The 21,078-nt window shown below is 40.5% G+C and carries 20 protein-coding genes; 17 read left to right on the top strand and 3 right to left on the bottom strand.

The window, feature by feature from the left end; all coding sequences use genetic code 11:
- Window positions 1-53: 53 nt before the first annotated feature.
- The 3 genes from ilvA to ACHUFA_RS09430 all read left to right on the top strand — a co-directional run bounded on the left by ilvA (window position 54) and on the right by ACHUFA_RS09430 (window position 2,588).
- Window positions 54-1,304 carry a threonine ammonia-lyase IlvA gene (ilvA, locus tag ACHUFA_RS09440; protein ID WP_394405726.1) on the top strand — a complete coding sequence of 417 codons (1,251 nt, stop codon included), beginning with the start codon at window positions 54-56 and terminating at the stop codon, window positions 1,302-1,304.
- A gap of 33 nt (window positions 1,305-1,337) precedes the next feature.
- The gene (locus ACHUFA_RS09435) at window positions 1,338-2,231 is read left to right on the top strand and encodes an SPFH domain-containing protein (protein WP_222349752.1); all 894 of its coding nucleotides are present in this window, start codon (window positions 1,338-1,340) and stop codon (window positions 2,229-2,231) included.
- Between the two features lie 147 nt (window positions 2,232-2,378).
- Window positions 2,379-2,588: a capsule biosynthesis transcriptional regulator gene (locus ACHUFA_RS09430; protein ID WP_075098784.1), complete on the top strand. Its 210-nt coding sequence runs from the start codon at window positions 2,379-2,381 to the stop codon at window positions 2,586-2,588.
- A gap of 89 nt (window positions 2,589-2,677) precedes the next feature.
- Here ACHUFA_RS09430 and ACHUFA_RS09425 read toward each other — a convergent pair whose 3' ends face one another.
- Both ACHUFA_RS09425 and ACHUFA_RS09420 read right to left on the bottom strand, forming a co-directional pair.
- Window positions 2,678-3,418 (bottom strand): amino acid ABC transporter ATP-binding protein, encoded by a 741-nt coding sequence (locus ACHUFA_RS09425; protein ID WP_222349749.1) that lies wholly within the window; start codon window positions 3,416-3,418, stop codon window positions 2,678-2,680.
- The gene (locus ACHUFA_RS09420; protein ID WP_222349746.1) at window positions 3,411-4,979 is read right to left on the bottom strand and encodes an ABC transporter substrate-binding protein/permease; all 1,569 of its coding nucleotides are present in this window, start codon (window positions 4,977-4,979) and stop codon (window positions 3,411-3,413) included. Before ACHUFA_RS09420 ends, ACHUFA_RS09425 begins: the two co-directional genes overlap by 8 nt.
- Window positions 4,980-5,109: 130 nt before the next feature.
- Between ACHUFA_RS09420 and ACHUFA_RS09415 the strand changes: the two genes are divergently transcribed.
- From ACHUFA_RS09415 to sufB, 9 genes are all read left to right on the top strand, one after another.
- Window positions 5,110-5,949 carry an undecaprenyl-diphosphate phosphatase gene (locus ACHUFA_RS09415; RefSeq protein ID WP_394405723.1) on the top strand — a complete coding sequence of 280 codons (840 nt, stop codon included), beginning with the start codon at window positions 5,110-5,112 and terminating at the stop codon, window positions 5,947-5,949.
- Between the two features lie 84 nt (window positions 5,950-6,033).
- Window positions 6,034-6,765 (top strand): adaptor protein MecA, encoded by a 732-nt coding sequence (mecA, locus tag ACHUFA_RS09410; RefSeq protein WP_394405721.1) that lies wholly within the window; start codon window positions 6,034-6,036, stop codon window positions 6,763-6,765.
- On the top strand, window positions 6,762-7,931 hold the full coding sequence (locus tag ACHUFA_RS09405) for a glycosyltransferase family 4 protein (RefSeq protein WP_222349737.1): 1,170 nt from the start codon (window positions 6,762-6,764) through the stop codon (window positions 7,929-7,931). The genes mecA and ACHUFA_RS09405 overlap by 4 nt, the downstream gene beginning before the upstream one ends.
- Window positions 7,932-8,010: 79 nt before the next feature.
- Window positions 8,011-8,781 (top strand): Fe-S cluster assembly ATPase SufC, encoded by a 771-nt coding sequence (gene sufC / locus ACHUFA_RS09400; RefSeq protein WP_394405719.1) that lies wholly within the window; start codon window positions 8,011-8,013, stop codon window positions 8,779-8,781.
- Window positions 8,782-8,817: 36 nt separating this feature from the next.
- A complete protein-coding gene (gene sufD / locus ACHUFA_RS09395) occupies window positions 8,818-10,080 on the top strand; it encodes a Fe-S cluster assembly protein SufD (RefSeq protein WP_394405717.1) in 1,263 nt (420 codons plus the stop codon).
- A 21-nt stretch (window positions 10,081-10,101) separates the two neighbouring features.
- Window positions 10,102-11,328 (top strand): cysteine desulfurase, encoded by a 1,227-nt coding sequence (locus ACHUFA_RS09390; protein ID WP_394405715.1) that lies wholly within the window; start codon window positions 10,102-10,104, stop codon window positions 11,326-11,328.
- A complete protein-coding gene (gene sufU, locus ACHUFA_RS09385; RefSeq protein ID WP_222349730.1) occupies window positions 11,315-11,755 on the top strand; it encodes a Fe-S cluster assembly sulfur transfer protein SufU in 441 nt (146 codons plus the stop codon). Before ACHUFA_RS09390 ends, sufU begins: the two co-directional genes overlap by 14 nt.
- Window positions 11,752-12,135, top strand: coding sequence for an MmcQ/YjbR family DNA-binding protein (locus tag ACHUFA_RS09380; protein ID WP_222349728.1), 384 nt, complete (start codon window positions 11,752-11,754; stop codon window positions 12,133-12,135). The genes sufU and ACHUFA_RS09380 overlap by 4 nt, the downstream gene beginning before the upstream one ends.
- Window position 12,136: 1 nt before the next feature.
- Complete coding sequence (gene sufB, locus ACHUFA_RS09375; protein ID WP_222349726.1) at window positions 12,137-13,555, top strand: Fe-S cluster assembly protein SufB; 1,419 nt, start codon at window positions 12,137-12,139, stop codon at window positions 13,553-13,555.
- A gap of 54 nt (window positions 13,556-13,609) precedes the next feature.
- On the opposite strand, the gene pbp3 is transcribed toward sufB, so the two are convergent.
- Window positions 13,610-14,854, bottom strand: a complete 1,245-nt coding sequence (pbp3, locus tag ACHUFA_RS09370) for a D-alanyl-D-alanine carboxypeptidase PBP3 (RefSeq protein WP_394405712.1) — start codon at window positions 14,852-14,854, stop codon at window positions 13,610-13,612.
- A 218-nt stretch (window positions 14,855-15,072) separates the two neighbouring features.
- Between pbp3 and ACHUFA_RS09365 the strand changes: the two genes are divergently transcribed.
- The 5 genes from ACHUFA_RS09365 to ACHUFA_RS09345 form a co-directional block, all read left to right on the top strand.
- On the top strand, window positions 15,073-17,046 hold the full coding sequence (locus tag ACHUFA_RS09365; RefSeq protein WP_222349719.1) for a peptide ABC transporter substrate-binding protein: 1,974 nt from the start codon (window positions 15,073-15,075) through the stop codon (window positions 17,044-17,046).
- Window positions 17,047-17,119: 73 nt separating this feature from the next.
- The gene (locus tag ACHUFA_RS09360; RefSeq protein ID WP_222349716.1) at window positions 17,120-18,622 is read left to right on the top strand and encodes an ABC transporter permease; all 1,503 of its coding nucleotides are present in this window, start codon (window positions 17,120-17,122) and stop codon (window positions 18,620-18,622) included.
- Window positions 18,622-19,548 (top strand): oligopeptide ABC transporter permease OppC, encoded by a 927-nt coding sequence (gene oppC, locus ACHUFA_RS09355; RefSeq protein WP_222349714.1) that lies wholly within the window; start codon window positions 18,622-18,624, stop codon window positions 19,546-19,548. Before ACHUFA_RS09360 ends, oppC begins: the two co-directional genes overlap by 1 nt.
- A 9-nt stretch (window positions 19,549-19,557) precedes the next feature.
- A complete protein-coding gene (locus tag ACHUFA_RS09350) occupies window positions 19,558-20,619 on the top strand; it encodes an ABC transporter ATP-binding protein (RefSeq protein ID WP_222349712.1) in 1,062 nt (353 codons plus the stop codon).
- A 9-nt stretch (window positions 20,620-20,628) separates the two neighbouring features.
- A partial coding sequence (locus tag ACHUFA_RS09345; protein WP_394405708.1) for an ATP-binding cassette domain-containing protein occupies window positions 20,629-21,078 on the top strand: 450 nt, incomplete at its 3' end.

Here is a 21,078-nt window from a genome sequence, read left to right as displayed (position 1 = left end):
ACTTTTCTAAAAAAATGATTATAATTAGATATTAAAATAGAGAGAAGGAAGAAATGATTTCAGCAAAAAATATCGAGCAAGCCTACCAAGTGCTCAAAGATGTGGTCGTTGAAACTTCACTGGTTTTTGACCCCTATTTGTCAGAAAAATATGCCGCTAACATCTATGTGAAGCGAGAAAATGAACAAAGAGTTCGTTCCTTCAAGATTCGTGGCGCCTACTACGCCATTCACCAATTAACCCAAGAGGAAAAAGAACGTGGAGTCGTTTGTGCATCTGCGGGAAACCATGCTCAAGGTGTTGCTTATACTTGTAATGAAATGAAAATATCGGCAACTATTTTCATGCCTATTACAACTCCGCAGCAGAAAATTGGGCAGGTAAAATTCTTTGGTGGTCAGTATGCAACCATTAAGCTAGTCGGAGATACCTTCGATGAGTCTGCACAAGCAGCTATGGACTACACTGCGTCAGAAGGTAAAACATTTATCAATCCCTTTGATGATGTCAATGTTCAGGCTGGACAAGGGACGGTCGCTTATGAACTATTGGAACAAGCGGCTCGACTAGACGTTGCTTTTGATCAAGTTCTCATTCCTGTTGGTGGTGGCGGTTTGATTGCGGGTATGTCAACCTATCTAAAGGCTAAGGCGCCAGAAATTAAGATTGTTGGTGTAGAAGCCAATGGTGCTCGTTCTATGAAGGCGGCCTTTGACAAAGGACATCCTGTTACATTGGATCGTATTGACAAATTTGCGGATGGTATTGCTGTTCAAAAAGTTGGTTCTTCAACGTATGAAGCAGCTCGTCAGCATGTGGATCAATTGATTGGTGTGGACGAAGGTTGGATTTCAGAGACCATTATTGACTTGTATTCAAAACAAGGCATTGTGGCAGAACCAGCTGGTGCAGCTGCGATTGCAGCACTTGATACCATTAAGGACCAGATTGCAGGCAAAACCATTTGTTGTGTGATTTCAGGTGGCAATAATGATATCAATCGTATGCCAGAGATGGAAGAGCGGTCACTCATCTATGCGGGTCTGAAACACTACTTTGTTGTTAATTTTCCGCAACGTCCAGGAGCTCTTCGTGAGTTTGTAAATGATATTTTGGGACCTAATGATGACATTACTCGTTTTGAGTACATCAAACGGGCCAATAAAGGAACGGGACCAGTTCTCATAGGGATTACCCTAGGGGACAAGGGAGACTATCCTTCCTTTCGTCAGCGTCTGCAAACATTCGATCCTAACTACATCAATCTCCATGAGAATGATTCTCTCTATAAAATGTTGGTTTAATCCAGAGTGGTATGAAAAAGAAAGGAGTTTATCATGCTTGGATTGTTTTTCACTATTTTTATCTTGTTGGTCATTATCTTTTTGGTTTTGTCCGGTCTTTACGTTGTTAAACAACAAACGGTTGCTATCGTGGAGCGTTTTGGGAAATACCAACGTACCTCTACTTCGGGGATCAACTTCAAAATTCCATTTGGTGTGGATGTCATTGCTGCCCGCATTCAACTCCGTGTGCTTCAAAGTGAGATCATCGTTGAAACAAAAACACAAGATAATGTTTTTGTGACTATGAATGTTGCAACCCAGTATCGTGTCAATGAACAAAATGTAACGGATGCTTACTATAAACTCATGCACCCAGAAGCACAAATCAAATCTTACATTGAAGATGCTCTCCGCTCTTCTGTACCAAAATTAACCTTGGATGAACTTTTTGAAAAGAAAGATGAAATCGCGCTCGAAGTTCAAAAACAAGTAGCCGAAGAAATGTCAACTTACGGTTACCTCATTGTGAAGACCTTGATTACTAAGGTGGAACCAGATGCGGAAGTTAAACAGTCCATGAATGAAATCAATGCCGCTCAACGCAAACGTGTGGCAGCTCAAGAATTGGCTGAAGCAGATAAAATCAAAATCGTTACAGCAGCCGAAGCGGAAGCTGAAAAAGATCGCCTTCATGGTGTTGGTATTGCTCAACAACGTAAGGCGATTGTGGATGGCTTGGCTGACTCTATCCAAGAGATTAAAAGTGCTAATGTGGGTATGACAGAAGAGCAAATCATGGCCATTCTCTTGACCAACCAATATTTGGATACGCTTAATACCTTTGCTAGTCAAGGCAATCAAACCCTTTTCTTGCCAAATACACCGAACGGAATTGAGGATATCAGAAGCCAAATGTTGTCTGCCTTAAAAGCCCATAAAGAGTGATAATTTTTCTTCTAATTTTTCAGTCATTTCACAGAAATCTTATAAAAGAATGTGAAAAATCCTAACATTTTCCTAAAATGTGCTTGACAAAGCAAACAAACTGTATTATAATTCTAACAGTTAACTAACAAAGGAAAGGGGTTTCTAATGACTAGTTACGAAAAAGTTGCTGCAGTTGTCGGTTGGGTCCGTGATAAAAAGATTACTGGATACCGAATCAGCAAGGAGACAAACGCTCGCGAGATGTCTGTAATTGCATTGGCTCAAGGTCGTGCAAAAATTGATAACATTTCGTTTGCGACAGCGCTTGGGTTAATTGATTTTTATGATAAAAACCATAAAAAATTTGAAAATTAATCGCGTTAAAACCAGCTCAAAGAGCTGGTTTTTTGCATGTCTTATTTTCACAAACAAAAGCCCAATCCAAGACTGGATTGGGAAACTGCTTATTTTAAGAATCGTTTTAAGAATTCACGCGTGCGTTCTTCTTGCGGATTTTCGAAGAGTTGCTCAGGTGTTCCTTGCTCAGCGATGAGCCCTTTATCCATGAAGATGACATGATCAGAAACTTCTTTAGCAAATTCCATTTCGTGGGTCACAATAATCATGGTTAGACCTGATTTGGCAAGATCTTGCATGGTTTTAAGAACTTCACCGACCATTTCTGGGTCCAAAGCCGAAGTTGGTTCGTCAAAGAGCATGGCTTCAGGATTAACAGAGAGGGCGCGTGCGATCGCAACCCGTTGTTTTTGCCCACCAGAAAGCTGTTTTGGTTTGGCTTTCCAGTATTGTTCTGTCATACCTACGCGGATCAAGTTTTCTTTGGCGATTTTCTCAGCTTCCTCACGGTTTCGTTTGAGAACAGTTGTCTGAGGAACAACGGCGTTTTCAAGGACATTCAGATTTTCAAAGAGATTGAATGATTGGAAAACCATACCTAATTTTTCACGATAGGTATTGAGATTGTAGCCCTTTTCTAGAACGTTTTGCCCGTGGAAAAGAATCTCACCTCCACTTGGCTCTTCCAAAAGGTTGATAGAGCGTAGGAAGGTTGACTTACCAGAACCGGAAGAACCGATAATGGAAATCACTTGTCCCGGCTTAACAGTCAGTGAAATATCTTTTAGGACTTCGTTCTGACCGTAGGATTTTTTCAGGTGTTTGATTTCTAAGATTGGATTAGACATGAGGGACCTCCTCTACCTGCATTTGATTAGCGCCAGTTGTGTAGGTATCTGAATCGAAGCGTTTTTCGATGTAGCGCAGGATACGAGTAACCGTAAAGGTCAGTACAAAGTAGATGATGGCAATGACGGTAAAGGTTTGGAAGTATTGATAGGTTTGAGTTGCGACAGTATTTCCTGAGAAGTAGAGTTCGACAACAGAGATAACGTTCAATACAGATGTATCCTTGATATTAATGACAAATTCATTACCTGTTGCTGGCAAGATATTACGAACAACTTGGGGTAAGACGATTTTTTTCATGGTTTGACCGTGGGTAAATCCAAGAGCAGTAGCTGCTTCAAATTGTCCCTTGTCAACGGCGAAGATACCACCACGAACAATTTCACTCATGTAAGCACCAGTGTTGATAGAAACGATGAAAATAGCAGCTAGGGTACGGTCGATATTTAGACCGAATGCTTGTGCAGTACCGTAGTAGATGACCATGGATTGTACAATCATCGGAGTACCACGGAAAATTTCAATATAGACGTTAATGAGCCAGCTGACCAATTTTTGTACTGCGGCGAGAGCCTTGTTAGCAGTTTTTGGTGCGGTGCGGAAAACGCCAATGAGGAGACCGATAATCGTTCCTACAACTGTTCCGATGATAGAGATGAGCAAGGTCATACCTGTACCACGGAGCAATTGTTGCCAGTTGTTTTGGAAGATTGAGAGTACTTGCTGGAAGAAATTTGGTTGTTCAGTATCTGTATCATTGCTGGCAGGTTGGCTAGCAATCATTTTGTCCATGAGTTTGATTTGTTCATCGTGAGAAATCGTTGTAAGGACTTGGTTGACTTGATTAATAAGTGTGTCGTCTTTGCGCATGCCGACGGCGATATTGGTGTCAGATTCGCTAGTTGCAAAACCTTCTGTCAGTTCCACCATTTTTAGTTTTGGATTGGCATTTTGAGCAGAAGTAGCATCTGGGCGTTCAGATACATAAGCATCAATGATGCCAGATTCAACGGCTTGACGAAGTTGGTTGAAGTCACCCATAGCAACTTCTTTTTTCACGCCTTTCATTTGGTCAATAAGGTCGTAAAGGTAGACTCCCTGTTGGGCAGTGATTTTTGCCCCAGAAAAATCATTGATACTGCTTACTTTAGCATAAGCTCCATCAGCTTTGACCACTAGAGTCGGTTCAGAAATGTAGTAAGCATCAGAGAAGGCGATTTCTTTTTTACGCTCTTCGGTCGGGCTCATGCCAGCGATAATCATGTCAATCTTGCCAGAAGTAAGTGCAGGCACCAGTCCTTCCCACTTTGTTTTGACGACTAGGACTTCTTTACCCATTTCTTTGGCGATTTTTTTAGCAACTTGGACATCATATCCGTTGGCATATTGATTGGTTCCTTCAATTTTTACTGCACCATTACTATCATCATCTTGGGTCCAGTTGAAAGGCGCGTAGGCCGCCTCCATTCCAACACGGAGATAATCATCGGCGGAAACAGTCCTGCCGATGGTGAGCAGCGCAAGGCAAGCAAGCAGCACTGCTAAAACTTTATTTCTCATAGTAAACTCCTTATGTATAATTATGACTTTCTTCTTATTATATTAAAAATTCAGAAAACTTTCAATGCTTGGGTTTGAAGACTTTCTTTCAAATAAAATGTGTTATAATAATCCAAATAGGAGGTTTCAGATGTTAATAGAACTGTTAAAGGCCATTTTCTTTGGGATTGTTGAAGGAATTACGGAGTGGCTACCAATCTCTAGTACAGGTCACTTGATTTTGGTGCAAGAATTTGTCAATTTTAAGTCTGCAAGCGCAGGTTTTGTTTCAATGTTCAATGTTGTGGTCCAGTTGGGGGCTATCTTGGCAGTTATGGTGATTTACTTCGATCGCCTTAATCCATTCCAAACTGGTAAAACAGCTAAAGAAATCCAGTTAACTTGGCAATTATGGGCCAAGGTCATCTTAGCAGCTTTGCCCGCAGCGGTGTTAGGTTTCCTACTTGATGACTGGTTAGACACTCATTTATTTAATTTCTTTATTGTATCACTGACCTTGATTATCTATGGGGTGGCATTCATCTACGTTGAAAAGCGCAATGAAACAATTGCTCCACAAGTAGTTTCTCTCCATCGTTTGTCCTATAAAACAGCTCTCTACATTGGACTCTTTCAAGTTTTGGCCTTGATTCCAGGGACTAGTCGGTCTGGTGCGACTATTTTGGGAGGTATCTTGCTGGGGACGAGTCGTCAAGTGGCGACAGAGTTTACCTTCTTCCTCGGTATTCCCATCATGTTTGGTGCCAGTCTCCTGAAATTAGTGAAATTATTAGTGAAAGGTGTAGCAGTGACAGGTGGCCAATGGTTCCTACTCTTGGTCGCAATGGTAACAGCTTTTGCAGTATCAATGGTGGCGATTCGCTTCTTGACAGACTACGTGAAGAAGCACGATTTTACCTTATTTGGGAAATACCGTATTGGCTTGGGGGCTCTCCTCATCGTTTATTCTTTGTTGAAACTAATCTTCTAAAGCGGGGCAACCTGCCTTTCTTTTGGTAAAAAATGTTCTTTTATTGTATAATGAGAGGGATACTAGTAAGTTTGGAGAAAGCTCATGAAGATGAAACAAATCAGTGATTCGACATTAAAAATCACGATTAAACTAGAAGATTTAGAAGAAAGAGGTATGGAGTTGGCGGATTTTTTGATTCCGCAAGAAAAAACAGAGGAGTTTTTCTATTCTGTTTTGGATGAATTGGACCTTCCGATGACCTTCCGTGAAAGTGGGATGCTCAGTTTTCGTGTAACCCCAAAACCAGATAAGATTGATATTTTTGTCACCAAGTCAGATATTGATAAATCCATTGATTTTGAAGATTTGGCAAATTTTGAGGGCTTCCCTGATATTTCACAATTATCACCTGAGGAATTTTTGAAGACAGTCGAAAAAACGATTCGTGATAAGAGTGGAGATGATGAAGCGACAGTTCGTCGTTTAGAGGCTGTTGAAGAGGCGGATTATGCCAATGAGGATTCAGATAGTTTTCACCAAGATTACGTCTACTATATCCTAGAATTTGCTAGTCTGGTGAAAGCGGTTGAGTTTGCTCACACAATGGACATGACTATCGAGACATCTGAACTCTATAAAATGAATGATCTCTACTATATGACCATTTTAAAAAATGTAGAAAATCACTCTCGTCTCTATCCAACCTACTTTCTTTCACTCATGTTAGAGCATGCAGATGATACAGACGTTAGTCGTCCCTATCTTCAAGAGCACGGGCACTTGCTTCTTCCAGAAGCGGCTCTTGAAGAATTGAGAAAGGTCAGCTTGACATGATTCCATTTGCCCTACAATATATTATTGTCTTGATTGCGACTTTGGTCATTGCGGTTATTGCGACCCCTCTCGTTCGTTTTTTATCGCTTCGTATTGGTGCAGTAGACAACCCAAATGCCCGTCGTATCAATAAAGTTCCCATGCCTTCAGCGGGTGGATTAGCTGTTTTTATTGCCTTTTTTATCGGTAGTGTGCTAATTTTGCCCAATATTGTTTTGCATGTTTGGCAGGAACAAACCTATTTTGAATACATCTTGCCATTGGTCATTGCGGGCGGAATTATTGTTGTGACAGGCTTGTTTGATGATATTAAGGAACTTCGTCCCCTGCCTAAAATGGCTGGGATGTTAGTAGCAGCATCAATTATTTGGTTCTTTACGGAATTCCGTTTTGACGATTTCAAGATTCCATTTGGTGGTCCGCTGATTCATTTTCCGGTCTGGTTATCCTTTCTATTGACTGTCCTGTGGATTGTCGCTATTACTAATGCAGTGAATTTGATTGATGGTTTGGATGGTCTAGTTTGTGGAGTCTCCATTATTTCTCTGACCACCATGGGTTTGGTTTCTTACTTTTTCCTTTACGATAGCAATATCTTTTTAACATTGACTGTTTTTGTGTTGGTAGCAGCAATTGCAGGATTCCTTCCTTATAATTACAATCCAGCGATTATTTATTTGGGAGATACGGGAGCTTTGTTTATCGGATTTATGATTGGGGTCTTATCGCTTCAAGGGTTGAAAAATTCGACAGCTGTTGCGGTTGTGACACCTATGATTATCTTGGGTGTTCCTCTGACAGATACCATTGTGGCAATTATTCGCCGAATACTTTCAGGACAAAAAATCTATGAAGCGGACCGCATGCATCTCCATCATCGTCTTCTGTCTTTAGGATTGACACATAGAGGGACGGTTTTAGTCATTTATGCGATTTCTTTTGTATTTTCTCTGATTTCACTCTTGCTGAATGTATCCAGTCGTTTGGGCGGTGTTTTACTTATGATAGCCCTTGGTTTTGGAATTATTATTTTAAGTGAATTGATTGGAATTTTTGGAGAAAATCGGACATTCCTACTGAATATTTTGCGATTTATTGGCAATAGGTCCTATCGAGAAGAACGATTAGCAGCCTGCAAGGAACATAAAAAAAAGTGTCGTAAATGAGAATCTTTCTAAACACCAAGAGAGCCAATTAGGCTCTTTTTTGGTATAATTTAGAAGATAAAAATAAAAGGAGACAACCATGTCTGTATTAGAGATCAAGAACCTTCATGTGTCAATTGAGGATAAAGAAATTTTGAAAGGTGTCAATTTGACACTGAAAACTGGGGAAATTGCAGCTATCATGGGACCGAACGGTACAGGGAAATCGACCCTATCTGCAGCTATCATGGGCAACCCAAGTTATGAAGTGACAGAAGGAGAAATCCTCTTAGATGGTGAAAATATCTTGGAATTGGAAGTCGATGAACGTGCCCGTTTGGGACTTTTTCTTGCGATGCAGTACCCATCAGAAATCCCAGGGATTACCAATGCTGAGTTTATCCGTGCTGCTATGAATGCTGGTAAGGAAGATGAAGATAAGATTTCTGTCCGTGATTTCATCAAAAAACTAGATGCCAAAATGGAACTTCTTGGCATGAAAGAGGAAATGGCAGAGCGTTACCTAAACGAAGGTTTCTCAGGTGGTGAGAAAAAACGCAATGAGATTCTGCAACTGCTCATGTTGGAACCGAAATTTGCCCTCCTTGATGAGATTGACTCAGGTCTTGATATTGATGCGCTTAAGGTTGTTTCAAAAGGTGTCAATGAAATGCGTGGCGAAGGCTTTGGTGCTATGATTATCACTCACTATCAACGCCTTCTCAACTACATCACACCCGATGTTGTTCATGTCATGATGGAAGGTCGTGTTGTCCTTTCAGGTGGTGCGGAGCTGGCTGATCGTCTTGAAAAAGAAGGATATGTTAAGATTGCCGAAGAACTGGGTATTGAATACCACGAAGAAGTCTAATTTGTCACTTCGACTTGTATAGAAATGGAGTAACAAATGTCAAAAAAAACAATATTGAATTTTTCTCTTTCCAAGGCTGAACCTGCTTGGTTGCAAGAACATCGGTTAGCTGCTTTGGAGAAAATGGCTAGTTTGGATTTGCCAAAAATCGAACGTGTCAAATTTCACCGCTGGGGACTAGGACCAAAAGTCATGGCAGAAAGTGACTTTTCTGAGAATGTACCAGATTTTACAGCACTTGGTGATAACCCTAAACTTGTCCAAGTAGGAACGCAGACTGTATTGGAGCAGTTGCCAGCTGAGCTAGCGGATAAGGGAGTTGTTTTCACAGACCTCTACTCAGCCTTGGAAGAAATTCCAGAGCTTGTTGAGACGCATTTGGGAACAGCCCTTGCTTATGACGAGGATAAGTTGGCAGCTCACCACTATGCTTATTTGAATAGCGCAGCTGTTCTTTATGTGCCTGACAATGTAGAGATTGACCAGCCTATCGAGGGGCTCTTTTACCAAGATAGCCAGAGTGATGTGCCCTTTAACAAGCATATCCTGATTATCGCTGGAAAAAATGCAGCTTTCAGTTACTTAGAACGTTTTGAAACGATTGGAAATGGCGACGTTCCAGCCTTTGCAAATATCTCAGTTGAGGTGATTGCTGGTGCAGGAAGCCAAGTGAAGTTTGCTGCTATTGACCGCTTAGGTCGAAATGTGACAGCCTATCTTTCTCGCCGTGCGCGTCATGCTAATGATGCAACGGTTGATTGGGCATTAGGCGTTATGAATGAAGGAAATGTGGTCGCAGACTTTGACTCTGATTTGATTGGAAATGGTAGTCACGCCAACCTTAAGGTGGTTGCGGCTTCATCTGGTCGTCAGGTGCAGGGAATTGATACCCGTGTCACAAACTACGGTCACCACTCGGTTGGACACATCTTACAACACGGTGTTATCTTGGAACGTGGAACCTTGACTTTCAACGGAATTGGTCACATCATCAAGGGAGCCAAAGGAGCAGATGCCCAACAGGAAAGTCGTGTACTCATGTTGTCTGACAATGCTCGTTCAGATGCCAATCCAATTCTCTTAATTGATGAAAATGAAGTAACTGCAGGACATGCTGCCTCAATCGGACAAGTCGATCCAGAAGATATGTACTATCTCATGAGTCGCGGAATTGACCGTGAAACAGCTGAACGTTTGGTCATTCGTGGTTTCTTGGGAACAGTTATCACAGAAATTCCTGTCAAAGAAGTTCGTGATGAGATGATTGCGGTTTTAGATAGCAAACTAGATAAACGATAAGATAAAAAGAGGGGGACTCAGATGTTAGATGCCACTAAAATTAGGCAAGATTTTCAAATTTTAGACCAGATTGTCAACGATGAACCCCTCGTCTATCTGGATAATGCGGCAACGACGCAGAAGCCAAAAGCAGTGCTAGAGACCCTAATGAGCTACTACCATGAAGACAATGCCAATGTGCACCGTGGAGTCCATACCTTGGCAGAACGTGCGACAGCTAAGTATGAAGTCAGTCGGGAAAAATTGCGCCGCTTTATCAATGCCAAGTCTACTAAGGAAGTGCTTTTTACTCGTGGAACAACTACCGGTCTCAACTGGGTTGCTAAATTTGCTGAGCAGACATTACAACCGGGCGATGAAGTTTTGATTTCCATTATGGAGCACCATTCTAACATCATTCCTTGGCAAGAAGCTTGCCGTAAGACAGGTGCCAAACTGGTCTACGGCTATTTGAAGGATGGAAGCCTGGATATGGCAGATGTGGCGACAAAAATTTCTGAAAAGACAAAATTTGTCAGCCTGGCCCATGTCTCTAACGTTTTAGGTTGTGTCAATCCTGTTAAGGAAATCGCAGAGCAGGCTCATGCAGTTGGAGCCATCATGGTGGTGGACGGAGCACAATCAGCACCCCATATGGCCATTGATGTACAGGACTTAGATTGTGACTTTTTCACCTTATCAGGTCATAAAATGTTAGGTCCAACTGGTATCGGTGTTCTCTATGGAAAAGAAAACCTGCTCAATCAAATGAATCCTGTGGAGTTCGGTGGCGAAATGATTGATTTTGTCTATGAACAAGAAGCCAGCTGGAAAGAATTACCTTGGAAATTTGAAGCGGGTACGCCCAATATCGCAGGTGCCATTGCGCTTGGAGCAGCGGTAGGTTATTTAGAAGAAATCGGTATGGAAGCTGTCCATACCCATGAGCAAGAACTCATTACTTATATCTTGCCAAAACTGCAAGCTATACCAGGCTTGACGGTCTATGGTCCGCAACATCCAGCAGACCATGCAGGGGTTATTGCTTTTAACATTGACGGCTTGCACCCCCATGATTTGGCAACTGCTCTTGACTATGAAGGTGTAGCCGTTCGGGCGGGTCATCACTGTGCTCAACCTCTTATCAATTATCTAGGTATTTCATCAGCTGCTCGTGCTAGCTTTTACATTTACAATACCAAGGAAGATTGTGATAAATTGGTCGAGGCGATTCTTAAGGCAAAGGAGTTTTTCAATGGCACTTTCTAGACTAGATAGTCTCTATATGGCGGTTGTAGCAGATCATTCTAAGAGCCCTCATCACTACGGGGTACTGGAAGGAGTGGAAACCTTGCAACTCAACAATCCTACTTGTGGCGATGTGATTTCCTTATCTGTTAAGATTGAAAATGATCGTATTGAGGACATTGCATTTGCAGGCCATGGTTGTACAATCTCAACTGCTTCGTCTAGTATGATGACGGATGCTGTGATTGGAAAAACAACAGCAGAAGCTTTGGAATTGGCAGAAACTTTCTCGCAAATGGTGCAAGGAGAAAAAAATGATGAGCAGGAGAAATTGGGAGAAGCCGAGCTACTGGCAGGCGTTGCCAAATTTCCACAACGCATCAAGTGCTCAACCCTCCCTTGGAATGCTCTCAAAAAAGCCATTGAACGTCAGGAACAAGCCGAATGAATCTACAAAAAAAGATAGCTTTCTGTAAAGAAGTGGGTCAATCCTTGCCAGCAGCGACAGTCTATTTTCGTGAAGAGTGGGATTGTTTCTATTTTGACTTGGAAGGGAAATATTTTGCTATGATGAGCGAGGGTGAGAATGCCTACATCACTCTTAAAAATGACCCTGACAAGAACGAAGAATTGCGCCAGATTTATCCAGAAATTATTCAACCAGGTTATTACACCAGCAAGAAACATTGGAATACCATCAGTCTAGCAGCAACTGAAATTACTGCTGATTTGTTAGAAAATCTAATCAAAGAATCCTATGACTTGGTTTTTGCTAAGTTGACCAAGAAAGCAAGAGAGGCCATTCTAGCAGGCCAGAGAAAGGAATAGTATGTCTGAAACAAATGAAATTGTAGAACCAAAACCCATTGATTTGGGAGAATATCAATTTGGTTTTCACGACGATGTCGAGCCAATTTACTCAACAGGAAAAGGCTTAAATGAAGCGGTTGTTCGCGAATTATCAGCTGCAAAAAATGAACCGGAATGGATGTTGGACTTCCGTCTTAAGTCTTTGGAGGCTTTTCAAAAAATGCCTATGCAGACTTGGGGTCCGGATTTGTCAGATATTGACTTTGACGATATCATCTATTACCAAAAACCATCTGATAAGCCAGCCCGTTCTTGGGATGATGTTCCAGAAAAAATCAAAGAAACCTTTGAACGTATTGGGATTCCTGAGGCGGAACGTGCTTATTTAGCAGGTGCCTCAGCTCAGTATGAGTCAGAAGTGGTTTACCACAATATGAAGGAAGAGTTTGAAAAACTAGGGATTATCTTTACGGATACAGATTCAGCTTTGAAAGAGTACCCAGATCTCTTTAAGCAATATTTTTCAAAACTTGTACCTCCAACGGATAATAAGTTGGCTGCTCTCAACTCGGCTGTCTGGTCAGGTGGAACCTTCATCTATGTACCAAAAGGTGTCAAAGTAGATATTCCTTTGCAGACCTATTTCCGTATCAACAACCAAAATACAGGACAGTTTGAGCGGACTTTGATTATCGTAGATGAGGGAGCTAGCGTTCATTATGTTGAAGGTTGTACAGCACCGACCTATTCGACCAACAGTCTTCATGCAGCCATTGTTGAGATTTTTGCTTTGGACGGAGCTTATGTTCGCTATACCACTATTCAAAACTGGTCGGATAATGTCTATAATTTGGTCACAAAACGTGCGCGTGCCCTTAAAAATGCAACTGTTGAATGGATTGACGGCAACCTTGGTGCCAAAACGACGATGAAGTATCCAGCTGTTCATTTGGATGGGGAAGGTGCGCGTGGAACCATGTTAACCATCGCCTTTGCCAATGCTGGGCAAAATCAGGATACGGGTGCTAAGATGATTCACAATGCGCCACGTACATCGTCTTCTATCGTATCTAAATCCATCGCAAAAGGTGGTGGTGCAGTTAACTACCGTGGTCAAGTGACTTTTGGTAAAAATTCAGCCAAATCTGTTAGCCACATCGAGTGTGATACCATTATTATGGATGATATTTCAACTTCGGATACAGTTCCGTTCAATGAAATCCACAATTCACAAGTTGCTCTTGAACACGAAGCCAAAGTATCGAAGATTTCAGAAGAACAACTCTATTACCTCATGAGTCGTGGTCTGACAGAGTCAGAAGCAACTGAAATGATTGTCATGGGATTTGTAGAGCCCTTCACTAAAGAACTACCAATGGAGTATGCGGTAGAGCTTAATCGCCTCATTTCTTATGAAATGGAAGGATCGGTTGGTTAGATAGCAAATAAAACGAACTAAGCCAGACTTAGTTCGTTTTTCTACTATTGTTATTTATAGTTTTTCATTTACATAGCGAACGAAGTGATTCCACCAAGAGACAGGAGCTGTTGGGGTGCTCGTGTCGTTTTTAGCAATCATAGTTACGTTTGGAAGTTGGTCAAGATAACCACTTCCGATCAAGTCAGTATCACGGCTAGTCAAGCTTCCTAGTTTGTGCCCAGCTTTAATCGGAGCATCAACGACCTCTTTATCAGCTTTGAATGTGGCAGAAATAGCCTCTGTTTTATCCTTACGAGTGATGAGTGTCATGTCCTTTGAGGCAATCGCACGACTAATAGAATTAGTCCCATTGAAGACTTTTACAGTAGAATCAGCATAGGATTCCCCTTTTTTGACTAAGGTAGTCAAGGTGAAGTTGTTGTAGACATAATCCATCAGTGCATTCGTAGCGACAAAGCGATTGTCAGGGAATTCATCCCCCTTATCAGCCTCGAGAATCACCGTGATAATTTGGAAATGATTTTCAGCTGTAGTGGCGACGAATGAAGCGCCTGATAATTCAGTAGTCCCAGTTTTCAGTCCGGTAACACCACCCCTTTGGTAAGTCCCATCTTCAATCATTTGATTGGTTGAATAGTAGGTGTTTCCTTCTAATGTAAAAGAGTATTTTGAGGTAATGTCAGTCACTTCTGGATAGTCAAGGAGCAGGCGGCGAGCAACAATGGCAATATCTTTTGCTGACATAGTATTTTCATCTGTTGATGAAGAGCCTGGGTAGATATTGTTCCCTAAAATCTCGTTGTTCAAACCAGTAGCGTTGACCAATTTTGCGTCTGTAATCCCCCACTCCTTGAGTTTTGCGGTCATCATATCAACAAATTTCGGCTCCGAGCCCGCTACTTTTTCAGCCAAGGCAATAGCTGCGCTGTTGGCAGATGAAATGAGAGAAGCTTGTAGAAGTTCTTGGACAGTATATTGCCGAGTGTCCAAATCAATATTGCTTGCGATGGCATCAATCGTTAATTGATAAGGGTAGTCAGAAATATCTACCGTTGTATTCATGCCAAATTTCCCTTGTTCCATTGCTTCGTATACCAAATAAACGGTTAACAATTTAGAGATGGAAGCGATGTGGGTAGGTGTAGCAGCATCCTTTTCGTAAAGAACCTTACCAGATTGAAAATCAACGGCAATGGCGTGTTTTGCAGGAACAGAGAAGCCGTCTGCTGCTACTAGTTGTGAAATGGGAAAAAACGTTAAAAGCACAAGGTTTAACCATAAAATAAATTTTTTCATAAGAACCTTTCTAATCAATTTTACATTATACCATAAGTAAAAAATAAAAGAGAAAAACTTACTATAATGAAAAAAGGATGACAATTTGTTGAAAAGTCTGAAAATTTCAAACATGAACAAAAATTTCTTTACAAGCCCTAAACGTCGTGATATAATAAGACACATATATTTAAGAATTGTTTAAGCAATTCCACTATCTTAAATGAGGAGACCTTTTTATGCAGAAAAGAAAAATTGCAGTGATTGCAGGTGTAACCTTGCTTTCAGCAGCCTTTTTGGCAGCTTGTGGCAATTCATCAACTAGCAAATCAGAAACTTCTTCAACATATTCATATGTTTATACTGAAGACCCAACATCATTGGACTACATTGCTTATAACCGTCAACAAGTTTCTGACATCGTAACCAACATGGTGGACGGCCTTCTTGAAAACGACAAGTACGGGAACCTTGTTCCTTCACTTGCTGAAGATTGGAAAGTTTCAAAAGACGGCTTGACATATACATATACATTGCGTAAAGGCGTAAAATGGTACACTGCTGAAGGTGAAGAGTATGCAGACGTAACTGCAAACGACTTCGTTACATCACTTAAGCATGCGGTTGAAACTAAGTCAGAAGGTCTTTACATTATCCAAAACTCTATCAAAGGTTTGGACGACTATGTAAATGGTAAAACAAAAGACTTTTCTACTGTTGGTGTAAAAGCGGTTGACGACTATACAGTTCAATACACATTGAACCAACCAGAAAGCTTCTGGAACTCAAAATTGACAATGTCAATCATGTTGCCAGTTAACGCTGACTTCTTAGCATCAAAAGGTAAAGACTTTGGTAAGGTTTCACCAGACGGTATCCTTTACAATGGTGCCTATACAATTAGCGCTATGACTTCTAAGTCTGCGTTAGAGTATACTAAAAACGAAAATTACTGGGATGCTGAGAACGTAAAAATCGAGAAAGTTAAGTTGACTTACTATGATGGACAAGACCCAGAAACATTGGTTAAAGGATTTACAGACGGTAATTACTCAAATACTCGTATATTCCCTAACTCATCAAGCTACAAATCTGTAAAAGAAAAATACAAAGATAACATCACTTACGGATTGCAAGATGCTACTACATACTACACACTGTTTAATGTAAACCGTGGTACTTATAATCATACCGCAAAAACAAGTGATGCTCAAAAGACAGCTTCTAAAACAGCTCTTCAAAACAAAGATTTCCGTCAAGCTTTGGTATTCGCTTTTGACCGTCAAAACTATCTTGCACAGTCAGTAGGTGAAGAGGCATCTGACAAAGCACTCCGCAACACATTTGTTCCACCAACATTTGTTAGCGCAGGTTCAACTTCATTTGGCGACTTAGTAACCAAAGATTTGGTATCATATGGTGATGAATGGAAAGATATCAATCTTTCAGATGCTCAAAATGGTCTTTACAAACCAGAATTAGCTAAAGCTGAAATTGCTAAAGCAAAAGAAGCTCTTGAAGCTAAAGGTGTAGAATTCCCCGTTCACTTGGATATGGCGGTTAACCAAGCTAGTGAAATTGGTGTGCAACAAGCGCAATCATTGAAACAATCAATTGAAAAATCACTTGGTACTGAAAACGTAGTTATCGACCTTCAAATGATGGATACTGATACATTCCAAAACGTAGCCTTCTACGCTGAAAGTGCAACAGAAATGGATTACGATATTTCATATGCAGGTTGGGGACCAGACTATCTTGACCCTTCTACATACTTAGATGTATTTAACACTACGAACGGTGCAAACCTTAACCGTCTTGGTTTGGATGGAGCGAAAGACACAGCCTTGATTCAAGAGCTTGGTCTTGATAAATACGACGCTCTCTTAAAAGAAGCTTCAGCAGAAACACAAGATGTGGCAACACGTTACCAAAAATATGCACAAGCTCAAGCATGGTTGACAGATAGTGCCTTGATCGTTCCTTATATGTCACTTGGTGGATCACCATCCGTATCTAAAGTTGTTCCTTACACAGCATCAATTTCTGATATTGGAATCAAAGGTGGTGGTGCCTTCTACAAATACATGGAAGTTGGTACAGAAGTTAACAAAACTAAAGATGTACTTGCTAAACGTGAAAAATGGTTGAAAGAAAAAGCAGAATCTAATGCGAAAGCACAAGAAGAACTTGCTGACCACGTAGAAAAATAATTAAACATTTTTAAGAGAACTTTCTCTACTATTTATAGAGAAAGTTCTTTTGAGATTGAGAGGAAAACATAGAATGAAGAAATATATTTTCAATCGTATTTTGCGTTCGTTAGTCTCTCTTTTTCTTGTGACTACATTGATATATATAATTGTCTATACAATGGTTCCACGGAAAAAGATTTTCGAAAAGGATCAAACGTATGTGAAAATGGCGGCAGATCCTTACAAGAAAGCTGACTATGTCAATACTGTCTATGAAAAAATGGGCTATATTGACTATATGAACAGTAACGAGTTACAAACTGCGGCTGAAAAAAAATATGAAAATGTAACAAGTGAACCAACCGAAGCCAACAAGAAGATTTATAAAAAATATCTTACTCAGTTAGGTAAAGGTTGGGAATTGCATCAATTTGAAACAAATAACAAATTTTATGCAACCCGCGAAATTCCAATTTACCAACGTATTGCTAAGTTTTATGGTAATTTAGTACAGGTAGACCACACCAATAAAATTAAGGACAAAGCCAATCCGAACTTGGAACGCTATATTCGATTAGAAAAAGACCCTTCTATTGGTTGGGCTTTGGTCGGTTCTGGTACAGAGCACAAGTATTTGTTGTATGCCAATGGACAATTTCCATTTATCCACCAAAACTTCATTACATTTGATTTAGGTGTATCCTATCCTACCTATGCCAATATTGATGTTTTGGAAGTATTGTCACAAGGGCAAGGTAAAGCTTTGTTGACAGATGTGACTTTCCCGACAGGTGTTACCAAGAAATCTTCTGTTAATATCTATACTCGTACCTACAAATCTCCAGGAAATGCAGATAAACAAACAATTGCTAACTTCGGAGAGGGTGATGCCTACACAGCTACTAAAACACGCTATCAAGATCCGTCAATGCTTGTGAACTCCTCTATCATTGGGATTATTAGTGTGATTATTACCTACGTATTTGGTATTCCACTTGGAATTTTAATGTCTCGTTACAAGAATAAAGGTTTTGATACCATCATGACAGCGGTACTTAGTTTCTTGATGGCCTTGCCAAGTGTTGCCTTCATCTATATTTTCCGTTTTGCTTTTGGAAAATTATTTGGGTTGCCTGATACTTTCCCAATTTTAGGTGCGCAGGATTTTCGTTCGTACCTCTTGCCTGCTCTATTGTTAGGGCTATTAGGTATTCCAGGAATGGCTGTTTGGATTCGTCGTTACTTCATCGACCTACAAACAAGCGACTATGTTCGTTTTGCGCGCGCAAAAGGATTGTCAGAATCTGAAATTTCTCGGGGACACATTTTCAGAAATGCAATGGTACCTGTTGTAATAAGTATTCCTGGTTCAATTTTGGGTGTTATTGTCGGTGCTACCTTTACAGAATCTGTATTCGCCTTCCCAGGTATGGGTAAGATGTTGATTGACTCAATTAACAATGCTAATAATACAATGGTAGTAGCCTTGACATTTATTTTTGCAGCACTTTCCATTTTCTCACTCTTGTTGGGAGACTTACTGATGACTGTAGTCGATCCACGTATAAAATTAGACGCAAAAGGAGGTAAATAATGTCTACAATTGATAAGTCTAAATTTACATTTGTCAAACGTGACGATTTTGCCGCTGAAGCTATTGATTCTCCATCATATTCTTACTGGAAGTCAGTAATGCGTCAATTTTTCAAAAAGAAATCAACTATTGCGATGCTAAGTTTGCTGATTGCCATTATCTCAATGAGCTTTATCTATCCTCTATTTGCAAACTATGATTTTAACGATGTCAGTAAAATAAATGATTTCTCAGCACGTTATAACTGGCCAAGTACAAAGTATTTGTTCGGTACAGATGCCAATGGACAATCTCTCTTTGATGGTGTTTGGTATGGTGCGAGAAATTCTATTCTCATCTCACTTATTGCTACAGTGATTAACTTGGTGATTGGGGTTATTGTCGGAGGAATCTGGGGAGTATCGAAAACATTCGATAAAATTATGATGGAAGTTTACAATGTTGTTTCAAATATCCCATATTTACTAGTTATCATTGTCATGACTTATGCATTGGGAGCAGGATTTTGGAACTTGATTCTTGCTTTCTGTATCACAGGTTGGATCGGGGTTGCCTTTTCTATCCGTGTTCAAATTATGCGTTACCGTGATTTAGAATACAACCTTGCTAGTCGCACACTTGGAACGCCAACCTTCAAGCTTGTAGTGAGAAATTTGCTTCCGCAGTTAGTGTCTGTTATTGTGACACAAGCATCACAAAGTTTGCCAGGCTATATTTCTTCTGAAGCGTTCTTGTCTTATTTTGGTATTGGTTTGCCAGTGACTGTGCCAAGTCTCGGTCGTCTCATTTCAAAATATGCGCAAAACGTGACAACCAACGCTTACTTGTTCTGGATTCCATTGACAGCACTCGTTCTTGTTTCGCTTTCACTGTTTATTGTTGGGCAAAACCTTTCGGACGCCAGTGATCCACGCACACATAGATAAGGAGCCGATATGACAGAGAATAAAAATATCATTTTATCAGCTAAAGATGTGGTCGTGGAATTTGATGTTCGTGATCGTGTCTTGAAAGCTATTCGTAAAGTATCACTTGATTTGTTTGAAGGAGAAATTCTTGCCCTCGTAGGTGAGTCGGGTTCTGGTAAATCCGTTCTGACAAAAACTTTTACCGGAATGCTTGAAGAAAATGGTCGTATCGCATCAGGTAGCATTAACTACCGTGGTAAAGAGTTGACAAAAGTAGTTAACAATAAAGAATGGCAAAAAATTCGTGGTGCGAAAATTGCAACTATTTTCCAAGATCCGATGACGAGTTTGAACCCACTTGTGACGATTGGGAGACAGATTACAGAAGTCATTGTTAAACATCAAGGTAAAACAGCAGCAGAAGCCAAGGAAATGGCGATTGACTACATAAAAAAAGTTGGGATTCCGGAGGCGGAAAAACGTTTCAATGAATACCCATTCCAATATTCAGGTGGGATGCGTCAGCGGATTGTTATTGCGATTGCCCTTGCTTGCCGTCCAGATGTACTGATTTGTGATGAGCCAACAACAGCTTTGGATGTAACTATCCAGGCTCAGATTTTGGATTTACTAAAATCACTTCAAAAGGAGTATAACTTCACAACAATTTTTATCACCCACGACTTAGGTGTTGTTGCCAGTATTGCTGATAAGGTTGCGGTAATGTATGCTGGAGAAGTTATTGAGTACGGAACGGTAGAAGACATCTTCTATGATCCACGTCATCCGTATACATGGAGCCTCTTGTCAAGCTTGCCACAACTAGCGACAGCAGACGGAGAATTGTTCTCTATTCCAGGAACGCCACCATCACTTTATACACCTGTGGTTGGTGATGCCTTTGCACCTCGTTCAGAGTTTGCAATGCAGATTGATTTTGAAGAAAAAGCACCAATTTTTGCAGTTAACGATACACACTGGGCGAAAACATGGTTGCTTCATCCAGAGGCACCAGAAGTTGAAAAACCTGCTGCAATTCAAAATCTACATGAAAAAATTAAGTCAAAAATGACAAAAAAAGTAAATTAGGAGGAAGAAATGACTGAAAAATTAGTTGAAATTAAAGATTTAGAAATTTCTTTCGGCCAAGGGAACAAAAAATTTGTTGCCGTTAAAAATGCTAACTTTTTTATCAATAAGGGAGAAACTTTCTCTCTTGTAGGGGAATCTGGTTCAGGGAAGACAACTATCGGACGTGCGATTATTGGCTTGAATGATACAAGTTCTGGGGATATTCTCTATAACGGAGAGAAGATTAACGGAAAATTGACGCGCGAACAAAAACGTGATGTTATTCGTAAAATCCAAATGATTTTCCAAGACCCAGCTGCGAGTTTGAATGAACGTGCGACAGTTGACTATATCATCTCAGAAGGCTTGTATAACTTTAAACTTTACGAAAATGAAGAAGAACGTCAGACAAAAGTTCGCAATATCATTAATGAAGTTGGTCTATTGGCAGAGCATCTAACTCGCTACCCACATGAG

Source organism: Streptococcus hepaticus, assembly GCF_043656315.1.
GTDB lineage: Bacteria > Bacillota > Bacilli > Lactobacillales > Streptococcaceae > Streptococcus > Streptococcus hepaticus.
Note: the sequence above shows the minus strand (reverse complement) of the source record. Positions and strands in the feature narration are given on the sequence as shown.

Excerpts from the sequence above, each read along its gene's own strand:
- ACHUFA_RS09415 (WP_394405723.1), top strand. The coding sequence starts at position 5,110 with ATGTTAATAGAACTGTTAAAGGCCATTTTCTTTGGGATTGTTGAAGGA.
- ACHUFA_RS09430 (WP_075098784.1), top strand. The coding sequence starts at position 2,379 with ATGACTAGTTACGAAAAAGTTGCTGCAGTTGTCGGTTGGGTCCGTGAT.
- ACHUFA_RS09405 (WP_222349737.1), top strand. The coding sequence starts at position 6,762 with ATGATTCCATTTGCCCTACAATATATTATTGTCTTGATTGCGACTTTG.
- ACHUFA_RS09425 (WP_222349749.1), bottom strand. The coding sequence starts at position 3,418 with ATGTCTAATCCAATCTTAGAAATCAAACACCTGAAAAAATCCTACGGT.
- ACHUFA_RS09380 (WP_222349728.1), top strand. The coding sequence starts at position 11,752 with ATGAATCTACAAAAAAAGATAGCTTTCTGTAAAGAAGTGGGTCAATCC.
- ACHUFA_RS09390 (WP_394405715.1), top strand. The coding sequence starts at position 10,102 with ATGTTAGATGCCACTAAAATTAGGCAAGATTTTCAAATTTTAGACCAG.
- pbp3 (WP_394405712.1), bottom strand. The coding sequence starts at position 14,854 with ATGAAAAAATTTATTTTATGGTTAAACCTTGTGCTTTTAACGTTTTTT.
- ACHUFA_RS09350 (WP_222349712.1), top strand. The coding sequence starts at position 19,558 with ATGACAGAGAATAAAAATATCATTTTATCAGCTAAAGATGTGGTCGTG.
- ACHUFA_RS09360 (WP_222349716.1), top strand. The coding sequence starts at position 17,120 with ATGAAGAAATATATTTTCAATCGTATTTTGCGTTCGTTAGTCTCTCTT.
- ACHUFA_RS09435 (WP_222349752.1), top strand. The coding sequence starts at position 1,338 with ATGCTTGGATTGTTTTTCACTATTTTTATCTTGTTGGTCATTATCTTT.
- sufU (WP_222349730.1), top strand. The coding sequence starts at position 11,315 with ATGGCACTTTCTAGACTAGATAGTCTCTATATGGCGGTTGTAGCAGAT.
- ilvA (WP_394405726.1), top strand. The coding sequence starts at position 54 with ATGATTTCAGCAAAAAATATCGAGCAAGCCTACCAAGTGCTCAAAGAT.
- mecA (WP_394405721.1), top strand. The coding sequence starts at position 6,034 with ATGAAGATGAAACAAATCAGTGATTCGACATTAAAAATCACGATTAAA.
- sufC (WP_394405719.1), top strand. The coding sequence starts at position 8,011 with ATGTCTGTATTAGAGATCAAGAACCTTCATGTGTCAATTGAGGATAAA.
- sufB (WP_222349726.1), top strand. The coding sequence starts at position 12,137 with ATGTCTGAAACAAATGAAATTGTAGAACCAAAACCCATTGATTTGGGA.
- ACHUFA_RS09420 (WP_222349746.1), bottom strand. The coding sequence starts at position 4,979 with ATGAGAAATAAAGTTTTAGCAGTGCTGCTTGCTTGCCTTGCGCTGCTC.
- oppC (WP_222349714.1), top strand. The coding sequence starts at position 18,622 with ATGTCTACAATTGATAAGTCTAAATTTACATTTGTCAAACGTGACGAT.
- sufD (WP_394405717.1), top strand. The coding sequence starts at position 8,818 with ATGTCAAAAAAAACAATATTGAATTTTTCTCTTTCCAAGGCTGAACCT.
- ACHUFA_RS09365 (WP_222349719.1), top strand. The coding sequence starts at position 15,073 with ATGCAGAAAAGAAAAATTGCAGTGATTGCAGGTGTAACCTTGCTTTCA.